At 61.9% G+C, this 21,633-nt stretch carries 20 protein-coding genes; 5 read left to right on the top strand and 15 right to left on the bottom strand.

The features are described 5' to 3' along the window. Nucleotides 1-5: 5 nt before the first annotated feature. The 6 genes from DSOUD_RS08560 to DSOUD_RS08535 all read right to left on the bottom strand — a co-directional run bounded on the left by DSOUD_RS08560 (nucleotide 6) and on the right by DSOUD_RS08535 (nucleotide 3,962). Complete coding sequence (locus DSOUD_RS08560) at nucleotides 6-797, bottom strand: RsmE family RNA methyltransferase (RefSeq protein ID WP_082351164.1); 792 nt, start codon at nucleotides 795-797, stop codon at nucleotides 6-8. Continuing rightward, complete coding sequence (locus tag DSOUD_RS08555) at nucleotides 754-1,170, bottom strand: DNA polymerase III subunit chi (RefSeq protein ID WP_053550620.1); 417 nt, start codon at nucleotides 1,168-1,170, stop codon at nucleotides 754-756. Before DSOUD_RS08555 ends, DSOUD_RS08560 begins: the two co-directional genes overlap by 44 nt. 105 nt (nucleotides 1,171-1,275) lie before the next feature. Beyond that, on the bottom strand, nucleotides 1,276-1,830 hold the full coding sequence (locus DSOUD_RS08550; protein WP_053550619.1) for a 2-oxoacid:acceptor oxidoreductase family protein: 555 nt from the start codon (nucleotides 1,828-1,830) through the stop codon (nucleotides 1,276-1,278). 42 nt (nucleotides 1,831-1,872) lie between these two features. After that, a complete protein-coding gene (locus tag DSOUD_RS08545; protein WP_053552341.1) occupies nucleotides 1,873-2,613 on the bottom strand; it encodes a thiamine pyrophosphate-dependent enzyme in 741 nt (246 codons plus the stop codon). Nucleotides 2,614-2,627: 14 nt separating this feature from the next. Then, the gene (locus DSOUD_RS08540; RefSeq protein ID WP_053550618.1) at nucleotides 2,628-3,692 is read right to left on the bottom strand and encodes a 3-methyl-2-oxobutanoate dehydrogenase subunit VorB; all 1,065 of its coding nucleotides are present in this window, start codon (nucleotides 3,690-3,692) and stop codon (nucleotides 2,628-2,630) included. A gap of 48 nt (nucleotides 3,693-3,740) precedes the next feature. Continuing rightward, nucleotides 3,741-3,962, bottom strand: a complete 222-nt coding sequence (locus DSOUD_RS08535) for a 4Fe-4S dicluster domain-containing protein (protein WP_053550617.1) — start codon at nucleotides 3,960-3,962, stop codon at nucleotides 3,741-3,743. A 182-nt stretch (nucleotides 3,963-4,144) separates the two neighbouring features. On the opposite strand from DSOUD_RS08535, the gene DSOUD_RS08530 reads away from it, so the two are divergent. Further along, entirely contained in the window at nucleotides 4,145-4,726 is a 582-nt protein-coding gene (locus DSOUD_RS08530) for a Slp family lipoprotein (RefSeq protein WP_157671810.1), read from the top strand. A gap of 78 nt (nucleotides 4,727-4,804) precedes the next feature. Here the strand turns inward: DSOUD_RS08530 and DSOUD_RS08525 are convergent, their stop codons facing one another. The 5 genes from DSOUD_RS08525 to mutS form a co-directional block, all read right to left on the bottom strand. Then, complete coding sequence (locus DSOUD_RS08525; protein WP_053552340.1) at nucleotides 4,805-6,019, bottom strand: cofactor-independent phosphoglycerate mutase; 1,215 nt, start codon at nucleotides 6,017-6,019, stop codon at nucleotides 4,805-4,807. A gap of 103 nt (nucleotides 6,020-6,122) precedes the next feature. Further along, nucleotides 6,123-7,010, bottom strand: coding sequence for a site-specific tyrosine recombinase XerD (xerD, locus tag DSOUD_RS08520; protein WP_053550615.1), 888 nt, complete (start codon nucleotides 7,008-7,010; stop codon nucleotides 6,123-6,125). 22 nt (nucleotides 7,011-7,032) lie between these two features. Beyond that, a complete protein-coding gene (gene glnD / locus DSOUD_RS08515; protein ID WP_082351163.1) occupies nucleotides 7,033-9,735 on the bottom strand; it encodes a [protein-PII] uridylyltransferase in 2,703 nt (900 codons plus the stop codon). Continuing rightward, nucleotides 9,732-11,429 (bottom strand): N-acetylmuramoyl-L-alanine amidase, encoded by a 1,698-nt coding sequence (locus DSOUD_RS08510; protein ID WP_053550614.1) that lies wholly within the window; start codon nucleotides 11,427-11,429, stop codon nucleotides 9,732-9,734. The genes glnD and DSOUD_RS08510 overlap by 4 nt, the downstream gene beginning before the upstream one ends. 21 nt (nucleotides 11,430-11,450) lie before the next feature. After that, entirely contained in the window at nucleotides 11,451-14,066 is a 2,616-nt protein-coding gene (gene mutS / locus DSOUD_RS08505; RefSeq protein WP_053550613.1) for a DNA mismatch repair protein MutS, read from the bottom strand. 182 nt (nucleotides 14,067-14,248) lie between these two features. Between mutS and DSOUD_RS08500 the strand changes: the two genes are divergently transcribed. Genes DSOUD_RS08500 through DSOUD_RS08490 form a run of 3 tightly spaced genes read left to right on the top strand, consistent with a single transcriptional unit; the run spans nucleotide 14,249 to nucleotide 15,968 of the window. Further along, complete coding sequence (locus DSOUD_RS08500; RefSeq protein WP_053550612.1) at nucleotides 14,249-14,761, top strand: hypothetical protein; 513 nt, start codon at nucleotides 14,249-14,251, stop codon at nucleotides 14,759-14,761. A gap of 29 nt (nucleotides 14,762-14,790) precedes the next feature. Further along, on the top strand, nucleotides 14,791-15,738 hold the full coding sequence (locus DSOUD_RS08495; RefSeq protein ID WP_053550611.1) for a cation diffusion facilitator family transporter: 948 nt from the start codon (nucleotides 14,791-14,793) through the stop codon (nucleotides 15,736-15,738). Then, nucleotides 15,735-15,968, top strand: coding sequence for a hypothetical protein (locus DSOUD_RS08490; protein WP_053550610.1), 234 nt, complete (start codon nucleotides 15,735-15,737; stop codon nucleotides 15,966-15,968). The genes DSOUD_RS08495 and DSOUD_RS08490 overlap by 4 nt, the downstream gene beginning before the upstream one ends. A gap of 64 nt (nucleotides 15,969-16,032) precedes the next feature. Here DSOUD_RS08490 and DSOUD_RS08485 read toward each other — a convergent pair whose 3' ends face one another. From DSOUD_RS08485 to DSOUD_RS18435, 4 genes are all read right to left on the bottom strand, one after another. After that, nucleotides 16,033-16,524: a ferritin family protein gene (locus DSOUD_RS08485; RefSeq protein WP_053550609.1), complete on the bottom strand. Its 492-nt coding sequence runs from the start codon at nucleotides 16,522-16,524 to the stop codon at nucleotides 16,033-16,035. A gap of 54 nt (nucleotides 16,525-16,578) precedes the next feature. Then, entirely contained in the window at nucleotides 16,579-18,954 is a 2,376-nt protein-coding gene (locus DSOUD_RS08480; RefSeq protein WP_053550608.1) for an AsmA family protein, read from the bottom strand. 155 nt (nucleotides 18,955-19,109) lie between these two features. Beyond that, nucleotides 19,110-19,607 carry an EVE domain-containing protein gene (locus DSOUD_RS08475; RefSeq protein WP_053550607.1) on the bottom strand — a complete coding sequence of 166 codons (498 nt, stop codon included), beginning with the start codon at nucleotides 19,605-19,607 and terminating at the stop codon, nucleotides 19,110-19,112. Beyond that, nucleotides 19,604-19,762 carry a hypothetical protein gene (locus DSOUD_RS18435; protein ID WP_157671809.1) on the bottom strand — a complete coding sequence of 53 codons (159 nt, stop codon included), beginning with the start codon at nucleotides 19,760-19,762 and terminating at the stop codon, nucleotides 19,604-19,606. Before DSOUD_RS18435 ends, DSOUD_RS08475 begins: the two co-directional genes overlap by 4 nt. Nucleotides 19,763-19,967: 205 nt before the next feature. On the opposite strand from DSOUD_RS18435, the gene hcp reads away from it, so the two are divergent. Continuing rightward, entirely contained in the window at nucleotides 19,968-21,593 is a 1,626-nt protein-coding gene (hcp, locus tag DSOUD_RS08470; RefSeq protein ID WP_198300388.1) for a hydroxylamine reductase, read from the top strand. The last annotated feature ends 40 nt before the right edge of the window (nucleotides 21,594-21,633 follow it).

Here is a 21,633-nt window from a genome sequence, read left to right as displayed (position 1 = left end):
CAAATCTAGCCGAGATCGCCGGCGGCGAACTGCAGGAGAGCGGCGCCGACAATGGCGGCCGTCTCGGTACGAAAAATCCTCGGGCCGATGGAAACCGGCAGGAACCCCTTTTGTTGTGCCTCGGCGACCTCGTCATCGGCAAAGCCCCCTTCGGGACCGACGAGCAGGGCGATGCATTGAGGATTGTCCTTCGCCAGAACTTCCCTGAGGGTCCAGGGTGCCTCTCCTTCATAGAGGATCAGCTTAAGGTCCGCATGTTGCGCCTGATCGAGGGTTTCTTCCCAGGTGAGAACCGGCATAAGTTCCGGGATCATGCCGCGCCGGCATTGCCTTGCCGCCCGCAACAGCACCTCGGGCCAGCGGTGGGACTTTTTCTGCCCTGCATCCCGCTCCTGCAGCGTGATGGAGCGCCTGGAGAGACAGGGGGCGATCCGGTACACACCGATTTCGGTCAATTTCTGCAGGATCAGTTCGAAACGCTCCTTTTCGGGAAGCGCCTGGTAAACCTCGATGGCCAGCGGGCTCTCGGCGGGGTGAGAAAGACGGGCAAAGGGGACGACAACGGCTCCATCCGCTTCCAGATTCAGGAGACGGGCGCGGTACCACCCCTGCTCGGGGTCGACTACTGTGAGAATCTCTCCGGGGCGGGCTTGCCAGAGGGCCAGGGCCGCAGCACCCTCCCGACCGAGGCGAACCTCCGTTTCGAGAACGGGGACGGCCGTAAGAGAAACGAGGCTGGCACGGCCGCCGCCATTAACGGACATCGAGTTCAAACCCGGCGCCGCGGAATTCGGCATAGCGACGTCGCGACTCCTCGGCCAGCGTCTGGTCGTAGAGTTCGGCAAAATCGATCACCTCGTCGAACTGCCGGGCGAAGGCGAGGCCGCAGGGCTTCCCCATGATCAGAATCCGCGCCCCGCTCGGGTTGCGCTCGCTTGTGCCGATCACCACCGGCTCGTCGAGACAGTCGACGGCACCGTTGTCATAGGCATGGGGGATAAACGCCCCCTTCTTCCAGGTCCACATGAAACGATCGAGGGTGACTCCCTGGTTCTCATCCTGCACGATGATCAGCACCCGCCTCCCGGCCAGCATGAACTCTTCGGCCAGTTCGCAAAGATGGCGGGCTTTTTCCGCCTTGTAGAGTTTGACGTATCTGACGTGGGTCATGACTCCCCCATAGGCCGTTCACTTTTGCGGTTTTAAACCCAACAAGGCCGGAACCCCGGGCCCCGGCCTTGTTCTCAAAGGAAAGCCGAAGCGTTCCAGAGCCTCTTACTTCGGGGCGGCGTCCCTGGCAAAGGCCGCACCGCTGTCGATGGCGCGGATATTCATGGGGATAAAACCGTGATTGCGCTCGGGAAGAACCTCCCGCAGCGCCTCCTTGAGACTGTCGAGGGAGACTGCCCCGGTTCGTTGGGCATAGGCTCCGATGGTAATCATGTTTCCCAGCCGGGGATCGCCGGCCTCGATGGCCATTTCGTTGACGGGGATCAGCAGCAGGTCGAGATCCGTCCTGCTGACGGAGCTCTCCGCCACCAGAGAGGAGTTGACGAGGCAGAAGCCGCCGGAGCGAACCCGCGGAAAATATTTTTCCATGGAGAGCTGGTTGAGAATCAGGGCCGCCGCCGGGTTGCCGACCACAGGAGAGCCGACCTCGCCGTCGGAGATGACCACCGTGCAGGTGGCGGCGCCGCCGCGCTTTTCCACGCCGTAGGCCGGAAAGTAGGAGACGTTTTTCCCCTCGGCAATGGCGGCATAGGAGAGGAGATTGCCGATAAGGAGGATACCCTGCCCGCCGAAGCCGGCCATAAAAACGTCGTAAGTCATCTGTTTATCCGTAGAGAAATGAGCTTTCATGGGGAGGCGGCCTCAGCCGGCGATATCCTTGAACGTCCCCAGGTGAAAATAGGGGATCATCTCCGACTCCACCCGCTCGTTGGCCTTGAGGGGGTTCATCCCCCAGTTGGTGGGACAGGCCGAGAGGACCTCGACAAAGGAGAAGCCGCGGTTTTCCACCTGGTATTCGAAGGCTCTGCGGATCACCTTGCCGGCCTGGAGAAGGTTTTTCGGCGAGTTCACCGCCACCCGTGCCACATACGCGGTCCCCTCGAGCACCGAAAGCAGTTCGGCCATGCGGATCGGGTAACCGTCGATCCCGACATCCCGCCCGTAAGGGGAGGTCACGGTCTTTTGTCCCGGAAGGGTGGTCGGGGCCATCTGCCCGCCGGTCATGCCGTAGGTGGTGTTGTTGACAAAGATGACCGTCATCTTTTCCCCGCGGTTGGCGGCGTGGATGATTTCACTGGTGCCGATGGCCGCCAGGTCGCCGTCCCCCTGATAGGTGAAGACGATCCTGTCCTGATGGACACGCTTGACGCCGGTGGCCACGGCCGGAGCCCGGCCGTGGGGAGCTTCGACGACGTCGATGTCGAAGTAGCCGTAGAGAAAGACGCTGCAGCCGACGGAGGCCACCCCGATGGTGCGCTGCTGGACCCCGAAATGGTCTATCGCCTCGGCCACCAGGCGGTGAATGGTGCCGTGCTGGCAACCGGGGCAGAAATGGGTCTGCACGTTTTTGAGGGAGACGGGATGTCCGAAGACCTTTTCCATGGGTTCGTTCATGCTCAATCCTTGTAGTGCTTGCGGATCTGCTCCAGCAGTTCCTCCGGGGTCGGCAGGGAGCCGGCGCCGGGGGGACGGCCGTAGAAATAGACATCGGCGTCGCGAGTCACCGAAAGGCGCACGTCCTCCACCATCTGTCCGGCGTTGAGCTCGATGCACAGGACCCTCTTGCACCGGGCCGTCGCCGCGGCAAAGGCTTTCTCGGGGAAGGGGAAGAGGGTGATCGGCCGCAACAGCCCGACCTTGAGCCCCTCCCGGCGCGCCATGGCGATGGCGGTCTTGGCGATTCGCGCCGCGGAACCGAAGGCGGTGACCGTCAGTTCGGCGTCATCGAGTTCGACCCCCTCATAACGGACCTCGTTTTCCTTGAGGAGGCGATATTTGTCGTGGAGACGCCAGTTGTGGGCCTCGAGTTCGCCGTCACCGAGAAAGAGGGATTTGACGATCTTCTGGTCGCTGCGCCCCCCCTTGCCGGTCACCGCCCAGTCCTTGGCGGGGAGTTCCGGGGCCACGTAGGGGTGCGGGACGAGGGCTTCCTTCATTTGGCCGATCACCGAATCGCCGAGGAGCATGGCCGGCACCCGGTAACGATCGGAGAGGTCGAAACCGAGAATGGTGAGATCGTACATCTCCTGCACCGAATGGGGGGCCAGAACGATGAGGTGGTAGCCGCCATGCCCTCCCCCCTTCACCGACTGAAAGTAGTCGCCCTGGGAGGCATCGATGCCGCCGAGACCGGGGCCGGAGCGGCAGATATTGACGATCAGGCCGGGGAGTTCGCTGCCGGCCATGTAGGAGAGCCCCTCCTGTTTAAGAGAGATGCCGGGACTCGACGACGAGGTCATCCCCCGGGCTCCCGAAGCACTCGCCCCGAGGAGCATGTTGATCGAGGCGATCTCGCTCTCGGCCTGGATGAAGACGCCGCCGAGCCTGGGGAGTTCCCGCGACATGTATTCGGGAATATCGCTCTGCGGCGTGATCGGATAGCCGAAATAGTATCGGCACCCGGCGGCGATGGCGCCCATGGCGACCGCTTCGTTCCCTTTGACAAAAAGCCTCTTACTCAATGAATCCTCCGGAGAAACCACCCGGCCGCCGGTGCAGCGCAGGGGGCGTCACTGTATCTTTTGGCGATAGACGGCAATGGCGACGTCGGGACAGATCTGGGCGCACAGGGCGCAGGAGGTGCAGCGACCGAGCTCTTCGGCGGTGATGACGACCGGCAAAAACCCCTGGCGGTTGATTCTGTCGCTAAGATGAAGGAGCTGACGGGGACAGGCGATGGTGCAGAGCGCGCACCCCTTGCAGCGGGATTCGTCGATAACTATCTTGGGCACGTTCTGAAATCCTTTCCTGCAGCGGTCGGGAAACCGGTTATAATCTTGGCAACCTAACAGATCAGAGGGAAACAAGTCAACCCCCAATTCCCTCCCTTCTCCGGGCAGGACAAGCTCAACGCCCCGGATTTTAACAACTTTGTCGCTCGACAAAGAGTACGGCATCACCCTTGGAGGCCGCCATGCCCACCAAACCCATCCTCCTCCCCCTGCTGCTTGCGGTGGTTGTTTTTTCCTCCTCCTGCAGCCACGTCATTTCCCGACAGGCCCGCAGCGAGATCACTCCGGGAGTCGCTTTCACCACAGTCAAGGACGCCCCCGAAGAACACCTCGGCCAGATCCTGCTCCTGGGGGGAACAATCGTCGAGACCCGCCTGGACGAGAAAGGATCGACTCTGGAAATCTTCCGCTGGAAGCTCGATCGCTGGGGTGAACCGGTGGCCGTCGACGAGTCGGGGGGACGCTTTCTTGTCCACAGCAAAAGACTTCTCGACCCCGCTCTTTACCAGGAAGGGCGTCTTGTGACCCTGACGGCCCGGGTTGCCGGGAGCCAAACAGCTCTTCTGGGAACGATCACCTATAACTATCCCGTCTTCGAGCTCATCGAACTCTACCTCTGGGATACGCCCTTCCGCTACGGAATCCATCCCCACCCCTACCCCTATTTCCCCTACTATGTCCCCCCCGACTGGCCGCTCCGCGGCAATCCCTACGACCCGGGATACGCTCCCTATCCCTGGTCTCCCTATTGGATCCGCCCCTGAAGCGAAGCCCCGGAACCAAAAGCAAAAAAGGGATGCCCTTCACGGACACCCCTTTTTTGCAATTTCAAGGCAGGCAACTCAGACGAGACTGCGGGAAATAAACCGCTCCATCAGCCGATGCCCCTCCGGAAGCAGAATTCCGCTCTCGGCCGCCGCCTCTTCGCTGTAGCCCTTCGCCGGGCGCCGCGGGGGGAAGGCGCCGGCCGAATCAAAGAGGAGATAGGGGACCGGATCGCTGGTATGGGTCATGCGGGCGACGGGGGTCGGATGGTCGGGGAGGATCAGGACCCGGTAGTCGCCGAAAGCCGGCAAGCCGTCGAGAACGGTCCCCACCACCAGCTCGTCAAAGGACTCGATCGCCCTGACCTTGTCGTCGAGGTTCCCGGCATGGGCCGCCTCGTCCGGAGCCTCGACGTGCAGGTAGACGAAATCCCGGGTCTTCAGGGCTTCAAGGGCCGCTTCGGCCTTCCCCCGGTAGTTGGTGTCGATGTAGCCGGTCGCACCGGGAACCTTGATGACGTCGAGCCCGGCGTAAATGCCGATTCCGTTGATCAGGTCGACGGCGGAGATGACGGCGCCGCTGACACCGAACTTCTCCTGCATCGTTTCCATCTTCGGTGCGCGTCCATGCCCCCAGAGCCAGATAGAGTTGGCCGAGGTCAGTCCGAGCCGGACCCGGCGCTCGTTCACCGGATGGTTATGGAGAATCAGCTGCGAGGCGTTCATCAGCGCCATGAGTCGATCGGCGCCTTCTCCCTTAGGAAGATGCTCTTCAATCCCCTGGTGAGTGATGTCGTGGGGAGGGGTGAAGCTGAGCTGGTCCTTCCCCCCCTTCCAGACCAGGAGGTGGCGGTAGGAAACCCCGGTGGTGAAACGGAATTCCTCGTCGCCGAGCTCCGCCTGCAGGGTCTCGATCAACTCCCGGGCTTCGTCGGTGGAGATGTGACCGGCGGAAAAGTCCGCCATATAGAGTTTGCCGTAATGAGCCTGCAGATGAACCAGATTGAGGCGAAAGGCGACGTCTTCCGGGGCGAGTTCGACCCCCATGCTTGCCGCCTCGAGGGGGGAGCGGCCGCTGTAGCAGGTGGCAGGATCGTAACCGAAGACCGAAAGGTTAGCGACGTCGCTCCCCGGATGCATTCCGGCAGGGATCGTTTCCACCAGTCCGAGCTCGGCCACCCCGGCCAGAGCGTCCATGCGCGGCGTGTGCGCCGCCTGGAGAGGGGTCCTTGAGTCGAGTTCGGCCACAGGCTCGTCGGCCATGCCGTCACCGAGCAAAACAATATACTTCATCGGTTCCTCATCGAAGAATTCAGGGTCAGGGAAGAGGCGCGCCTCCAAGGGGCGGCCCCTGCCGGTTCATGACATCAGGAAACGGGACAGGAAAGAATCCCCATTAACCGCGGGGATGAAACTGTTCATGGACTTTCCGCAGGCGTTCGCGGGTCACGTGGGTATAGATCTGGGTGGTGGAAATATCCGCGTGTCCGAGCATGGTCTGCACCGCCCGGAGGTCGGCGCCGTTTTCCAGCAGATGGGTCGCAAAAGAATGCCGCAGGGTATGGGGCATGATGTTCTTGAGAATCCCCGCCTCCAGGGCACGGCGCTTTATAATCTTCCAGAACCCCTGGCGTGTCAACCCCTTCCCCCGGCGGTTAAGAAAAAGGGTGGTCCCACTGCCCTCCTTGGCCAATAACGGACGCCCGAGGCTGAGATAGCGGCGCAGCTCGATCATTGCCGTCTCCCCCAGGGGAACAATCCGCTCCTTGGAACGCTTGCCGACGGTGGTGAGATAACCGACATCGAGCTGCAGATCGCCGTATCTGAGGGCGATCAGTTCCGAGACCCGCAGCCCGGTGGCATAGAGGACCTCGAGCATCGCCCGATCGCGCAGATCAAGGGGGACGATCCCCCGAGGCGCCGCCAGCAGGCGCTCGACCTCGGAGGGGGAGAGGGTATGGGGGAGGGAGGTCAGGGTTCGCGGCGCCTCGACCCGGGTGGTCGGGTTGGTGTCGACCATTCCCTCGGCCAGAAGAAACTTGTGGAACATGCGAAGGGAGACCAGGGCGCGGGCACGGCTGCGGGCCGACAGGCCGAACTCCTTGAGGTGGGCGAGAAAATGCAGGATCACCGGCGGAGAGATCTCGCCGGGGACGGAAATCCCGGCCCCCTCGAGAAAATCGAGATAGCGGGCCAGGTCGCGACCGTAGGCGTCGAGCGTGTTTTTGGAGAGGCCCCGCTCGACCTGCAGGTAATTAAGAAAGATGTCGAGTTGATGGTTCATCGGCTGTTTTTCTTTCGAGGGATCAATCGGCATCGAGGGATGCCAGGAGCCGGGAACGCAGTTCTTCGACCTTCTCCGGAAGGGTGACCTTCTGGCCGAAGATATCCTGGATGTAGAAGGTGTCCGTAACCTGATCGACCTTGGTGGAAATCTTCGAAACTCCGATATACAACCCGAGGCCCCGCAGAGTGTCGGTGATGTTATAGAGGAGTCCGACCTTGTCGTGGGCGTAGATGTCGATGACCGTGTACTCCTCGGAAATCTCGTTGTCGATCTCCACCCGGTTGGGGAAACGGGGACGGGGACGATCGACGAGGAAGCTCGGACGCTGCCGGGCCTTCACCAGCTCGTCGATCCGCAGCCGCCCTTCGATGACGGCGGTCAGGGTCTCCTCGACTTTCCGCCATTTGCTCTCGTCGGCAATGATCTCTCCGCTCTGGCTGCGGACGTGGAGGATGTCGATGGCCACGCCGCTGCTCTGGGTGTAGATCTGGGCGCCGAGGATGTTGATGCCGCTGGCGGCCATCACCCCGGTGATCATGGAGAAGAGCCCGGGGACGTCGAGGGTCGAAATCGTCAACTGGGTGAACTCCCCGGCCGGCTCATGCTCCACCTTCATCGCCAGGGTCCGGTTGCGGCGGCTCAGCAGCAAGCGGACGTGCTCGGCGATTTCCGCCGAGCGGTGGGAGAGGATGTAGCGGGTGCTCATGACCTTGATGACGTCCTTGACGGTCTTGGCACCGAATTCCTCTTCAATGAGGGAAACGACCTTGCGCTTGCGGTTGCGCACCTTTTCCGAACGCACCTCGAGCTGAAAGTTCCCCCGTTCGAGGATGGCGTAGGCCTTTTCGTAGAGTTCCTGGAGTAGGAGCCCCTTCCACTCGGACCAGACATCCGGCCCCACCGCCTTGATATCGGCAAAGGTCAGCAGGTAGAGCATCTTGATGTTTTCGCTCATCCCCATGTTCCGGGCGAACTGCAGGATCAGCTTGTCGTCGTGAAGGTCGCGGCGCTGGGAGATGTGGGCCATCACCAGATGGTTGCGCACCAGAAACTCCAGGCGCTGGCTGTCCTCCTTGTTAAGGCCGAGGCGGCGGGCGATGGTCGGCACCAGATCCGCCCCCTTGTTGCAGTGATCCTTCCCCTCCCCCTTGCCGATATCGTGCAGCAGCACAGCCAGAAGCATCAGGTCGCGTTTTTCGATGTCGTTGGCGACCTGGGTGAGCAGCGGTTTCTTTTCCCGGTAATCGCCGCGCCACAGCTTGACAATTTCCTCGGCGGCGAAGAGGGAATGGACGTCGACGGTGTAGATATGGTAGGCGTCGTGCTGCACCTTGCAATAAATGTGACCGAATTCGGGGATGAAGTGGTTCATGAACTGCAGGTGGTGCATGTCCCGCAGGACCTCCATCACCCCCTTGTAGTTGCGCAGGATTTCAAGAAAACCCTCGGTCATCTCCCGGCTGCGGCGGACCCGGTCGTTGATCCGGTGCAGGTTGTCCCGGATCATCCCCTTGAGCGGGACACTCATGGGAACGCCGTGGCGCTGGGAAAGGAGAAAGGCCTTCATCATTTTTGCCGGATCCCGTTCAAAAAGATCGGCCTGACTGACGCGCAGTTCTCCCCGCAGAATGTAGAACCCGGTGTCGACGGTGCGCCTGGTCAGATATCCGAGAATACGCGAGTTGGGTTCATCCTGTATGGTCGCCTTGGTGACCAGCAAGGAGGAGATGTGTTCGACGAAGGTGGCGTGGGCGTAGTAGTTCTGCATGAACTGCTCCACGGCCAGAGCCTTCTTGTTGTCCTGATAGCCCAGGAAACGGGCGATCGACTCCTGCTGGTCGAAATTCAGCTGATCGGTCTTGCGCGAAGAGAGATAGTGGAGTTCGTTGCGGATGCGCCACAGGTATTCGAGGGCATCCTCAAATTCCTTCCCCTCCTGCTCGGTGACGACCCCCTTGATGATCAATTCCCTCAGGGAGCGGGCCTTGAACTTGACCTGGGCCAGCCACAGGGCGGTGTGCAGGTCGCGCAGGCCCCCCTCCCCTTCCTTGATGTTCGGTTCGATGAGGAAGACCGACGAACCGTATTTGCGCAGTCGCCGTTCACTCTCCTCGAGCTTCTGCCGAAGAAAATTCTGGCTGTTGCGTGCCAGGACGGGCTCGAAAACGCTGCGGTCGTATTCCCGAAAGAGTCCTTCGTCCCCCACCAGAAATCGCGAGTCGAGAAGGGCGGTGCGGGCGGTGATGTCCTTTTCGGCCATCTCCAGGCAGTCCCGCTCGGTTCTCACGCTGTAGCCGACGTCGAGCCCGAGGTCCCAGAGCAGGTAGAGGATCCGCTCGGAAACCTGCTCGGCGAAGGTGCGGTCCTTGCCGCTGTAGTAGAACATGATGTCGACATCGGAGCGGGGATTGAGCTCGCCGCGGCCGTAGCCGCCGATGGCGATGAGGGCGCAGGAACCGAAATCCTTTTCGGAGATGTCGGCGGAGACGCTTCGATAGAGGTTGCGGATCAGGGTGTCGGTCAGAGAGGTCAGGCTGCCGACGGTCTGTCGACCGCTGGCCCCCGCCCGGTGTTCGTCCCGAATCAACTGCTGGTGATGGTTGAGAAAGGTCCGGCAGGCCTCGAGGAGGAGCTGTCGGCGCTCCGGGTAGGGAATGGCCGGATCGGTGAGGAGTTCCGGCGAAAAAAACGATTCGGTCCTGACCTGGCTGGGTGTCTTCATCGGGCGGCCATCATCTCCAGAGCATTGGCAAAATTGCGGACGCCGCTGATAATGGCGTCGGCGGTCCGTTCATGAAACTTGTTGTCGGTGAGTCGACCTTCTTCACGGCTGTTGCTGAGGAAGGCCGCCTCGACCAGCACCGAGGGCATGGTCGCCCCGAGGAGGACGTGAAAGGGGCCCTGGCGCACACCGAGATCCTTGATGTTTTTGTAGTGTCGACCGAGCTTTTCCACCAACGATTTCTGAATCTCCGCCGCCAGGCGGCTCGATTCGTTGATTTTGGAGTTGGCCATCAGATCAAAGAGGATCAGTTCCAGGTCGCCGACCTGTTTGAGGGTTGTGCCGTTTTCCCGGGCGGCCACAGCCATCGCCTGCTCGTTTTTTGAGAAGTTGAGATAGTAGGTCTCCACGCCGTAGGCGTTGTGATTGGTGCTGGCGTTGGCGTGAATCGAGATAAAGAGATCGGCCCCGACCTTGTTGGCAAAACCGGTGCGCTCCTCGAGAGGAAGGTAGACGTCGCCGTTGCGGCTCAACAGAACTTCGCATCCGAAGGCCTGCTCGAGGCGCCGCGCCAGAACCTTGGCCATGGCCAGAGTGACGTCCTTTTCCAGGACGCCGCTGACACCGACGGCGCCGGGATCCTTGCCGCCGTGCCCGGCATCGACGACGATCCGCCGCAGCTTTCCATTCTTTTGCCCCTCGGGGATATGGATCTTCAGGGGACGTTCGGCGGGAGCCTGATCGAGTATGCGTCCGATCCCATCCTGAGGTGCGGGGGGGAGGCTGCGCAGTTCGGCATCGGCGGAGCGAATCTCCGGGGCCCCGGAGCCGGTGATGTCGACGACGATGCGATAGGGATCCTCCAGAGGAAAGACCTTGTAGTCGCCGAAGCTCACCAGATCGAAGACGACCCGGACCCGGTTCTCCCCCGGAACCCCGGTGCGAATCCGGCGCAGAAGGCCGTCCTCGACGGTGGTCACTTCCGAGAGGAGCTGGGGTGCCGCACTGCCGGCGATGTCGACATAGAGACGCGGCTCGCTGCCGGTGGCGGGATTGGCCGGGAGAACATTGGCGGTGAATTCCGCCGCCCGGCTCAAATCGAGAACGATGCGCGTGTATCCGGCGTTGGACCAGATGCGCAGTCCGGTCAGCTCCCCTCCCCCTCTCACCGCGGCGACCGGAGAGGCGGCCGGCGGCGACGGAGGGGCGTGGTCGGACAGGGCCTTCAGCCGAATTCGGGCGGCGGCCGCCTGATCCCCCCGGGGATAACCCTCGACGATTTGCGCGTAGTGCCGGTAGGCCTCACCCTTCTCCTTGAAAACGGTTTCCTCGATCTCCGCCGCCCGGGCCAGGGCGTCGTCGGCCAGGGAGCTTTCGCCGTGCTGCCGGGCGAGGTTGAGGTAGAGTTCCACGGCGCGCCGGGCATCGTTTTTCACCCAGGAGACCCGATAGAGACCTTCGCAGGTTTGCGCCGCCATAAAGAGGGCGTCGGCGGCGGTACTCGATCCGGGCGCCATCTCGACGACGGCGGTGAAACGGTCGAGAACGGCCAGCCACTGGTCCCGGTGCTGCTGCTTCTTGGCCGAGCCCATCAACCGCTGATGGCTCTCGGTGGCCTTCCTGTAGGCCTGCTCGGCACCGGCCGCCACGACGGGCCCGGCGCAGGAGAGGCAGAGGAGAGAAAATAGGAGCAAAATCCTAAACAATCTCATTGGTTACACCATTTTCTTGAGTTGGTCGAGGATATTGAGGGCCTCCAGGGGAGTGAGGACCGCAGTGTCGAGTTCGTCAAGACGGCGGCGGATTTCGTCGCTTTCACTGTCGAAGAGGGAGAGCTGGGGAACGGGAACGGAGCTCTTCCCCCGACGGCTGCGGGCCAGGCGCGGCTCCCCTTCCCGTTCGAATTCCCCCGACTCGAGATTGCGCAGCACCTCCCGGGCGCGGTCGATGACGGCCGCAGGCAACCCGGCGAGACGCGCCACCTGGATACCGTAGGAATGGCTGGCGCCCCCCTTGACGATCTTGCGCAAAAAAATGATCTGGTCGTTCCACTCCTTGACGGCCACGTTGTAGTTCTTCACCCGCTCCCGGGTCAGGGCGAGATCGGTGAGTTCGTGATAGTGGGTGGCGAAGAGGGTCTTGGCGGCGACGGCGGGGTTGTCGTGCAGGTACTCGGCGACGGACCAGGCGATGCTGATGCCGTCGAAGGTCGAGGTGCCGCGACCGATCTCATCGAGGACGATGAGGCTGCGGGGGGTGGCATGGTTGAGGATGTTGGCCGCCTCGGTCATCTCGACCATGAAGGTCGACTGGCCGCGAGCCAGATTGTCGCTGGCCCCGACCCGGGTAAAAATGCGGTCGACCACCCCGATCCGCGCCGAGCGCGCCGGAACCAGGCTCCCCATGTGGGCCATGAGGGTGACCAGGGCGATCTGGCGCATGAAGGTCGATTTGCCGGCCATATTGGGGCCGGTGATGATCAGGATCTGATTCTCGCGGGTATCGAGGGTCACGTCGTTGGCGACGAACCGCTCGGAGAGGCTCATCGCCTCGATCACCGGGTGCCGCCCCTCCACCAGCACCAGGTCGCCGCTGTCGTCCATCTCGGGGACGACGTAGTTGCGCTCATGGGCCAGCTCGGAGAGCCCGAAGACGACATCGAGCGTCGCCAGGGCGTCGGCGACCTGCTGGATGCGTCGTCCCTGGCGGGACGTCTGTTGGCGCACCTCCTGGAAGAGGTCGTATTCGATCTCCACCAGGCGCTCCTCGGCGCCGAGGACCTTCTCCTCGTACTCCTTGAGTGCCGGGGTGATATAGCGCTCGGCGTTGGCCAGGGTCTGGCGGCGCTGGTAGTCGTCGGGGACCTTTCCGAGATGGCTGCGGGTCACCTCGATGTAATAGCCAAAGACCCTGTTGAAACGGACCTTGAGCGTCGAGATCCCGGTGCGCTCCTTCTCCTGCTGCTCGAGGCGGGCGATCCACCCCTTCCCCTGCCGGCTGATCAGGCGCAGTTCGTCGAGGGGGTCATGGTAGCCGTCGCGGATCAGCCCCCCCTCCCGCAGGACAAAGGGAGGATCGTCGACGATGGCGCCGCAAAGGAGTTCACAGACATCGAGAAGGGGATCGATCCCGGAACCGAGCTCGAGGAGAAAGGGAGCCTCCACCCCCTGCAGCAGGTCGATGAGCGCCGGAAGCCGCATCAGCGAAGAACGCAGGGCCGCCAGATCCTTGGCGTTGGCGCTAGCCATGGCGATCTTGGCGTTGAGACGCTCCAGGTCGTAGACGCCATCGAGGGCGGCGCGCAGCTCGTCCCGCAGCAGGCTCTTCTCCACCATTTCGGCCACCGCCTGGTGGCGCCCCTGAATCCGTCCCACATCCACCAGTGGCTGGTTGATCCACTGGCGCAGCCTTCGCCCTCCCATGGCGGTGACGGTGCGGTCGAGGACCCCGAGAAGCGAACCTTTTTTGCCGCCGTCGTGAAGAGTGGCGGTCAGTTCCAGGTTGCGCCGCGAGGTCTCGTCGAGGACCATGTAATCCCGGGTATGATAGGTCGCCAGGGGGCGGATATGGCCGAGATCGTATTTCTGGGTCTCCTGCAGGTAATGGAGAATGGCGCCGGCGGCGCGGACGGCGCCGGGGAGTCCGGCGCAACCGAAGGCTGCCAGCGAGCCACAGGCAAAGAAGTCGGTGAGAAGCCCGGCGGCACGGTCGCTCTCGAAGGTCCATTCGGGGAGGAGGTTGACCATGCGCCCGGCGAGGATGGCGGCAAGACCCTGACGCAGCGAAGTCCCTTCGGCGCCGTCGGCGACCATGACCTCCCGGGGGTTGAGCGCGGTGAGTTCGCTGCGCACTCCGTCGAGGCCGGCGGTTTCGGTCACACGGAACTCTCCCGTGGTGATGTCGAGGACCGCCACACCGTAACGGCCGGCGTCGCCTTCGGCCAAGGCCACCAGATAATTGTTTTCCTTGGGCTTGAGGGACTCGGTGTCGAGGACCAGGCCGGGAGAGACGACCCGCACCACCTCGCGACGGACGATTCCCTTGGCCGTTTTCGGGTCTTCCACCTGTTCGCAGACCGCGACCTTGTAGCCGTTTTCCACCAGGCGGGCGATATAGGGCTGGGAGCTGTGAAAGGGGATGCCGCAGAGAGGAATCTCTTCGGCCGCCCCCTTGTTGCGGCAGGTCAGGGTGATGTCGAGAACGCGGGAGGCGGTGACGGCGTCCTCCAGAAACATTTCGTAGAAATCGCCGAGGCGAAAAAAGAGGATGGCGTCGGGATACTGGGACTTGATTTCCAGGTACTGACGCATCATGGGGGTGGTGCTGCTCATGAAAGGGCCATCCTTGAGGGGAGCTCCCGCCGCGGGTCGAAAAAATCCCCGGCGGTAAAGATTAAAGAAGGCGTTATGTTAACAAACCGCCCCGGTGATGTAAATAGCCTTATCCCGTAGGAAAATCCCTTGACCCGCCGACCGCGCGGATGCTAATAAAAGGCCCCATTGCAGGAGGTGTCATGTCCGATCATACTGTAAAAGAGGATCAGGAAGCGCTCTTTGCCCCCGAGCAGTTCGAGGTCCGGAATCTGCAAGACGAAATTCGCGTCGACCGATTGTGCTCGGAATTTCTCAAATCCTTCTACCTCGACCTCGTCGAGGAGGGTCGCACCGCCGAGGAGGCCAGCGCCCTGGCCTATGGCGCCGACTATTTCCTCCGGGAGTTCGTCATCCCCGACCGCCAGGAGAACATCTTCGCCCTCCGTCCCGGACGGTTGCGGCAGTTCGCCGGCAACTGGTATATCGTCAGGACTCTCGAACCGAACCTGGCCGAGCTCGGCGACATTCTCTCCGGAACCCTCGCCTTCTACCGCTACTGCCGGAAGGTGAACCTGGTCGACGAGTCCCTGCTGGCCGACATCGAGAAGGACTGCGCCGACCGCGACTATTACGGGGAGCGCATCGAGGCCTTCTGGGCTATCGAAAACGACGGCTATCTGGCCTGGGAGCAGGAATGCTCCCTGAAGGATTGACGGCGCACGGGGACAGAGGGCATGCGGGGATGAACAGACTCAACCCGAAAATCAGGGCCGCCCGCTTTTCGATGGCCACCGCCACCGGGCTGGCCCTCATTAAACTCGTGGTCGGAATAACGACCGGTTCCCTGGCGGTCCTCTCATCGGCCATCGATTCGCTCCTCGACATCTTCATGTCGGGGATCAACTATCTGGCAATCCACAAGGCCGAAGAGCCCGCCGACGAGAAGCACCCCTTCGGCCACGGCAAGTACGAAACGCTGGCGACCATTATCCAGGCTCTGGTCATTGCGTCCTCCGGCGGGTGGATCATCTTCGAATCGATCCGACGCCTCTCTTCGGGGGTCGCCCTGGCACGCCTCGGCCAGGGGATGTCGGTCCTCCTCTTCAGCGCCCTGGCCTCCTTCTGCATCAGCCGCTACCTGCGCCGGGTCGCCAGAGAAACCGACTCCTCGGCACTGCAGGCCGACTCCCTTCATTTTTCCATGGACGTCTACACCAACCTCGCCCTTCTGGCGGGGCTGGTGGTGATCAACTTCGTCAACATCCCCTGGCTCGACCCGGTGCTGTCGCTCTTGGTCGCCTGCTACATCCTCTTCGAGGCCCTGCGCCTGGTGCGTCGCGGCCTGGGGGACGTCCTCGACGAAGAGCTCCCCGAGGCGGTGCGCCAGGAGGTGCAGCGGCTGATCGAATCCCACCAGGGGGATCTTCTCGACTACCACAACCTGCGCACCCGCCGCGCCGGTTCGCAAAAGATCATGGACTTTCATCTGACCGTCTGCAAACACCTCTCGGTGGAAGAGGCCCACGACATCGCCGATCACCTGGAAAAGCGCATCGAGCAGGAGGTTCGCGGTTCTGACGTGACGATTCACGTCGAACCGTGCAGGCGCGCCGACTGCCCCGGACGGGAGGTCTGCGCCACGGAAAAGACCCGTTTCAGCAGGGAAATAGCCCCCGGAGACGATCGATGAAGCTGCCGATCCTGAACGAGATCCCCTACCCCCTCCTGATCCTCTTTTCGATTCTCCTCGGGCTGGCCCCCTTCGTCCCCGAACCGCACCTCTTCGAGAAGATCCGCATGCTTTTTAAGGGGACCCTGAGCCGGCCCGTCGACATCTTCGACCTCCTTTTCCATCTTTTCCCGGGGATATTGCTCCTCCTCAAGTTATTCGGCAAAGACCCTCCGCAGAAGGGGGCGTGAGACAAAAAGAAAAGGGGCGTCCCTCAGGACGCCCCTTTTCTTTTTTGAACCGAAACTGTTGCGTTCAGGCGGCCTGGAGCTTGGCCCTGCGCTCCTTGAGGACTGCAGCGTGACGGTCCTCTTCGCCGGCGAGCCAGGCGAAGGCGTCCTTCCCTTCGCGGGTGCGGGCGTGGATCGCGGCCTTGTGGAAGTAGGCGGCGAATTTTTCCTCGGCCTCGATAGCCAGGTCGAGGGCTTTAAAGTCGCTATCCCCCGACTGCAGGACTTTCTCCAGGCGCTCGGCGGAGGGGAAGATTTCGCTGTCTGAGAAGCGCCGCAGGTAGGGGAGAAAAATCTCCTCATCGTCCCAGAAGGCCCCCTCCTGGTATTGCGGGACGAGATCCTCGAGGGTTTTGAGGTGGGCCACCTCATCTTGGGCCAGCCAGGCGAAGATCTCCCTGGCAATTTCGCTCTTGGCTTTTTGCGCCATGGTCGAGTAGAAACGGTGGCCGTTCTTCTCAACTTCCATGGCGGCCCTGATCACCTCAAATCCACTGTAGTCTTCCATTCCGGTCATGTGGCAAGCTCCTGTTTTTTTTGGGGCACCTCTACCACGAAAAAACAGAACATGTCAACGGCCGAACAACCCCTTGAGGGCGTCATCGAGGGCCTTTTTGGCGGGATCCTGGCTTTCCGGGGTCCCCGGCTCGGCAGGAGTCCCTTTCTTGAAGAGCTTCTTCTCCAGCGTCTTCTGCAACTGCTCCCGGGCCTTTTCCTTGACCTGTCCCTTGACCGCCGAAGCGTCGAGAGTGAAGCGCGGGGCCGCAACGGTTCCGGAGAGCTTCAGGGGCACCTGTCCCCACCCCTGCGCGTCCTTGAAATAGCCGCTGACCTTGCCATGGCTGTCGAGCTTGCCGGTCAACTCAGGGGAAAGGCGGGTATCGAGAACCAGATCGAGGTTACCGTCGAGGCCGGCGCTCCCCCGGGGAGAAAGCCGCAGTTTACTCCCGCCAAAATCGGCGGCGACCTTGACCCGTCCCTGTTCGATGGTGAACTCCCCCTCGGCCTTGGCAAAGCGTACATCCCGCAACTCTTCGAGCTGGAGATAATCCGAAAGCCCCCGGGCGATCCCCGAACCGGTGAGGCGGGCCTCGGCGAGCGCAAAACGTCCCTTCCCTGAAAGATTTTTCTTCACCGTTTCGGCCAGGGTTCCCCGCCCGTCGAAGCGGGCCGTCAGATCGAGGTTGCCGAAGAGGGTCCCAGCGGATTTGGGGGCAAAAGCGGTCACCAGGGGATCGGCCTGGACTCCCTTGAGCTCCAGTGCGGTCGTGTAGACGAGCCCCTTCTTGCCGAGATCGACCCGGGCATTCTGCGTGAAAGTCCCTCCGGCCAGAGTTCCGGTCAATTTCTCCACCGTCAGGACATTTTTCTCCAGACGCCAATCGAGGGCCAGGGCGTCGATGACCAGCCCCTTATAGAGCGCCTGCTGGACCCGAACCTCGCCGCTGGCCCTGAGGGGGATCGCCAGGGGCCCGAGCTCCTCGGCCTGAGCCGCGTCCCTGGTGGCCGGAGCGGCCTCTGCCGCCGCTGTCGGGGGGGGGCCGAGGAGCGGGTCGACAAGAAGCTTGTCGGCGGTGATGCGACTGGAAAGGACCACCGGATCGCCAAAGAGATTTTTACCCTGCAGATCGACCTGAAGAAGGTTGTCGCCGATTTTAAGCTGCAGTTTCTCGGTCTGCAGGGTATCCCCCGACAGATGGATGCGACCGCTGAGCGCCGGGCGCATCCCGCCGGCGCTGACCGCCACATCCGTCAGGCTCACCTCGCCGTCCTTGAGGAGTTTGCCTGGATCCTCGAGGGTTCCGTACAGATGAACCTTGGCGTCAACAGTCCCGGCGGGATCCATCCCCTTGGCCGCGGCAACGAGGTTATCAGGGAGGGCGGCCAGGGTGCGGCGCAGGTCGAGCCCCGGCAGGGCGAGGTTCAGGTCGAGAAGCGGCTTCACATCATAGGCGCTCACCGTGCCGTCAAACTCGGCAACGATCCCGTTAAGGACCGCCCGGCTCGCTCCGAGGGTCAGGGTCTTGGCGGCCAGGTCGACATCGAGGGCGTAGTCGAGATTGAACCTGGCGTCGCGCAGCGGGCTCTCCTTCATGGCATCGAGAATCAGGTCGAGCTCCTTGACAACCACCGACCCCTTGGAGGAGAGCTTCCCAGCTCCTTTCTCGGCGACGACATCGAGACTCAGCTTGAGCCCCTCGAGATCCCCCGGAATGGCGCTGCGGTAGTAGGGGGCAAAAGCCGTGACGTCAAGACCCGCAAGATTGACCTTCACCTTGCCGCTTCCCTCGGCCACGTTTGCTTCGCCGTCCAGCGTCAGGACCGAGCCGTTCAACAGCACTTTGACGGAAAAGGGGAAGGGACGGTCCAGGGAGATGTCGCTGGCCTCCAGGGCGAGGTCGCTGAGCTGGTAGCGATAGGGGGTGGCGGCTCCGGCTGCATGATCGAAAAAGAGGATCTCGCCGCCGCTGACGACGACTCTGGCCACCAACAGGCTGATCTCCTTCCCATTTTCCGATGCCGGTTCTTCCTTCGGTGCCGGAGTCTCCGCGGAGGCGGGGGCCGTCAGATCGCTGAAGTTGAAGCTGCCGTCGGCCAGTCGCTCGATGCGAATCTTCGGTCCCTCGAGCCGCACCTCGTCGACCACCACCCGCAGGAAAAATAGGGGCCAGATGCGGTAACGCAGCACAATGCGGTCGGCGGCGACAAAATCCTCCTCCCCCGCCTTTTCCTGGACCCGGATGTCCTGTATGGAAATCCCCGAAAAGAGGCTGACGTCGATTTCGCCGAGGGCGACCTTGCGGTGCAGGGCCTTTTCGGCCAGTGGGAGGACGGTTTCCCTGACCCTCTCCGGGGTAATGAGGACCTGGGCGAGAACGATCAGGGCGACGATCAGGACGACGACGGCTCCGGCGACAATTGCGGAAATTTTGATGAACCTGTTCATGATTCCTCCAAAGAAACCCCGCCGCGAAGAAATTCGCGGCCACGCATTATAGGTGATTACCTATTCTTCAACTCAAAACATTGCCCCGTCAACTTTCGACAGGACTCACGGACGACTTGGTGCCCTGGGCGTTAAAGGAACCGGTTTGCGGATCCTTATTTCTCAAAGGGATCCGGCACTCCGGAAATTTCCAGCACCCCCTGCCACTCCTGGGCCGAGACCGGCTGCACCGAAAGGCGATTCCCCTTTTTCAGCACCCCCATCCCGGAGAGGAGGGGATGGCGGCGAAGGTCATCCCGGGTCAAGGGCGCCGGCAAAGGCCTCAGGGACTGAACGTCGACCATGAACCAGATGGGGTTGCCCTCCGTCGAGCGGGGGTCAAAGTGGTCCGAGCGGGGATCGAGAGCGGTGTGATCGGGGTAGCCGCCGCGCACCACCTTTGCCAGGCCGACGATCGCCGGTTCCCTGGTGTTGCTGTGATAGAAGAGGACGCCATCGCCGGGTTTGAGCTCGTCGCGCAGCAGGTTGCGTGCCTGGAAGTTCCGCACCCCGTCCCAATGCTCGGTTTTCTCGGGGCGACCTTTAAGGTCGTCAAAGGAAAAGCAGTTCGGTTCCGATTTCATCAGCCAGTAGCGGCGCTTTTCACCTGTCATGATTCTCCCGCCGTAAATACGGATCTCTTTACAAAGAATTGTTTTCCAAAGCTTTCCTTGCGTCCTCTGTTTTCCCTCAGCGCCTCTGCGTTGAAAGTTTTTTGGCCCATCAAGGTAAAAAAAATACCTTTTTCCCGAAATTTGACTTCGGTCAAGGCTCAAGGATCCCGCATGGCCTACCTTGGCCTCACCAAAACGGGAATGATTTCCCGTAGATTATACACCAACAGTGCGGATTTCAGAGTAGTATCATCCCCCAGCTCTCGATTCCGCCCCCTTCACGGAGCCTCCATGCAGAAACTCTGGCAATTCTTCGGCCTATCGAACGGAAAACCCACCCCAACAACCAAGGAGAAAAACATGTTCTGTTACCAGTGTGAGCAGACCGCCAACGGCGGTTGCACCAAGATCGGCGTCTGCGGCAAGCAACCGGACGTCTCGACCCTGCAGGACCAGCTGGTTTTCGCCCTCAAGGGGATCGCCTTCTGGGCCAACCTCGCCCGGGAAAAGGGAGCCAAGGACCAGGAGATCGACCGCTTCATGCTCGACGGCCTCTTCACCACCGTCACCAACGTCGACTTCGACGCCGAAGAAATCGCCAAACTGGTACGCAAGGCAGCAACCCTCCTCGACAAGGCCAGGACCCTCTATACGACGGCCGCAGGAGCTCCCTACACCGGTTCCATCCCCGAAGCCGCCCTCCCCTTCACTGCAGGCTCCACCGCTGAACTGATCGCCCTCGGCGAGAAGCACGGCGTCAAGGACGAGACGATCGACCCCGACGTCAAGAGCGTGCAGGAAATCCTCATTTACGGCATGAAGGGGTACGCCGCCTACGCCCACCACGCCCTGGTGATCGGCCTGGAAAACGACGAGATCTACGCCTACACCCATAAATTCCTCGCCGCCACCCTCGACAAGAGCCTCGGCCTGATGGATTTCGTCGGCCTGGCCATGGAATGCGGCCGCATCAACCTGGTCACCATGGAGCTCCTTAACAAGGCCAACACCGACAGCTACGGGCATCCGGTGCCGACCCCCGTGCAGCTCGGCACCAAGGCCGGCAAGGCGATCCTCGTCTCCGGTCACGACCTGCGCATGCTCGAAGAACTCCTCAAGCAGACCGAGGGGACCGGCGTCAACGTCTACACCCACGGCGAGATGCTCCCGGCCCACGGCTACCCCGGCCTCAAAAAGTACAGCCACCTCGTCGGCAACTTCGGCGGCGCCTGGCAGGATCAGGCCAAGGAATTCACCTCTTTCCCCGGCGCCATCATCTTCAACACCAACTGCATCCAGCGCCCCGCCGAGTCCTACAAGGACCGCCTCTTCACCTGGGGCCTCGTCCAGTGGCCCGACGTGAAGAACATCGCCGGCTGGGATTTTTCCACCGTCATCAAAAAGGCCCAGGAGCTCCCGGGCTTTAAAGAAAACCTCGGCCAGGAGATCCTCACCGGCTTCGGCCACAACGCCGTTCTCGGCGTCGCCGACAAGGTCATCGCCGCCGTCAAGGCCGGCCAGATCCGCCACTTCTTCCTCGTCGGCGGCTGCGACGGCGCCAAGAGCGGGCGCAACTACTACACCGAATTCGCCGAGAAAGCCCCCAAGGACACCGTCATCCTCACCCTGGCCTGCGGCAAGTACCGCTTCAACAAACTCGACTTCGGCGACATCGGCGGCATCCCGCGCCTCCTCGACATCGGCCAGTGCAACGACGCCTACAGCGCCATCCAGATCGCCGTCGCCCTTGCCGGCGCCTTCGAATGCGACGTCAACGACCTGCCGCTGTCGATGATCCTCTCCTGGTACGAGCAGAAAGCGGTGGCGATCCTCCTCACCCTGCTGCACCTCGGAATCAAAAACATCAAGCTCGGACCGACACTGCCGGCCTTCATCACCCCCAACGTCCTCAACTTTCTGGTGGAGAACTTCAATATCGGCCCCATCACCACCGCCGAAGAGGACCTCAAGCAGATCCTCGGCTGAGGCTAGGAGACAAGTCACAAAAAAAGGCGGGGCGCCATGC

Origin of the sequence: Desulfuromonas soudanensis (genome assembly GCF_001278055.1) — a bacterium.
Classification (GTDB): Bacteria; Desulfobacterota; Desulfuromonadia; order Desulfuromonadales; family WTL; genus Deferrimonas; species Deferrimonas soudanensis.
The sequence above is the reverse complement of the archived record's forward strand: the minus strand, read 5'-3'. Positions and strand labels throughout refer to the sequence as shown.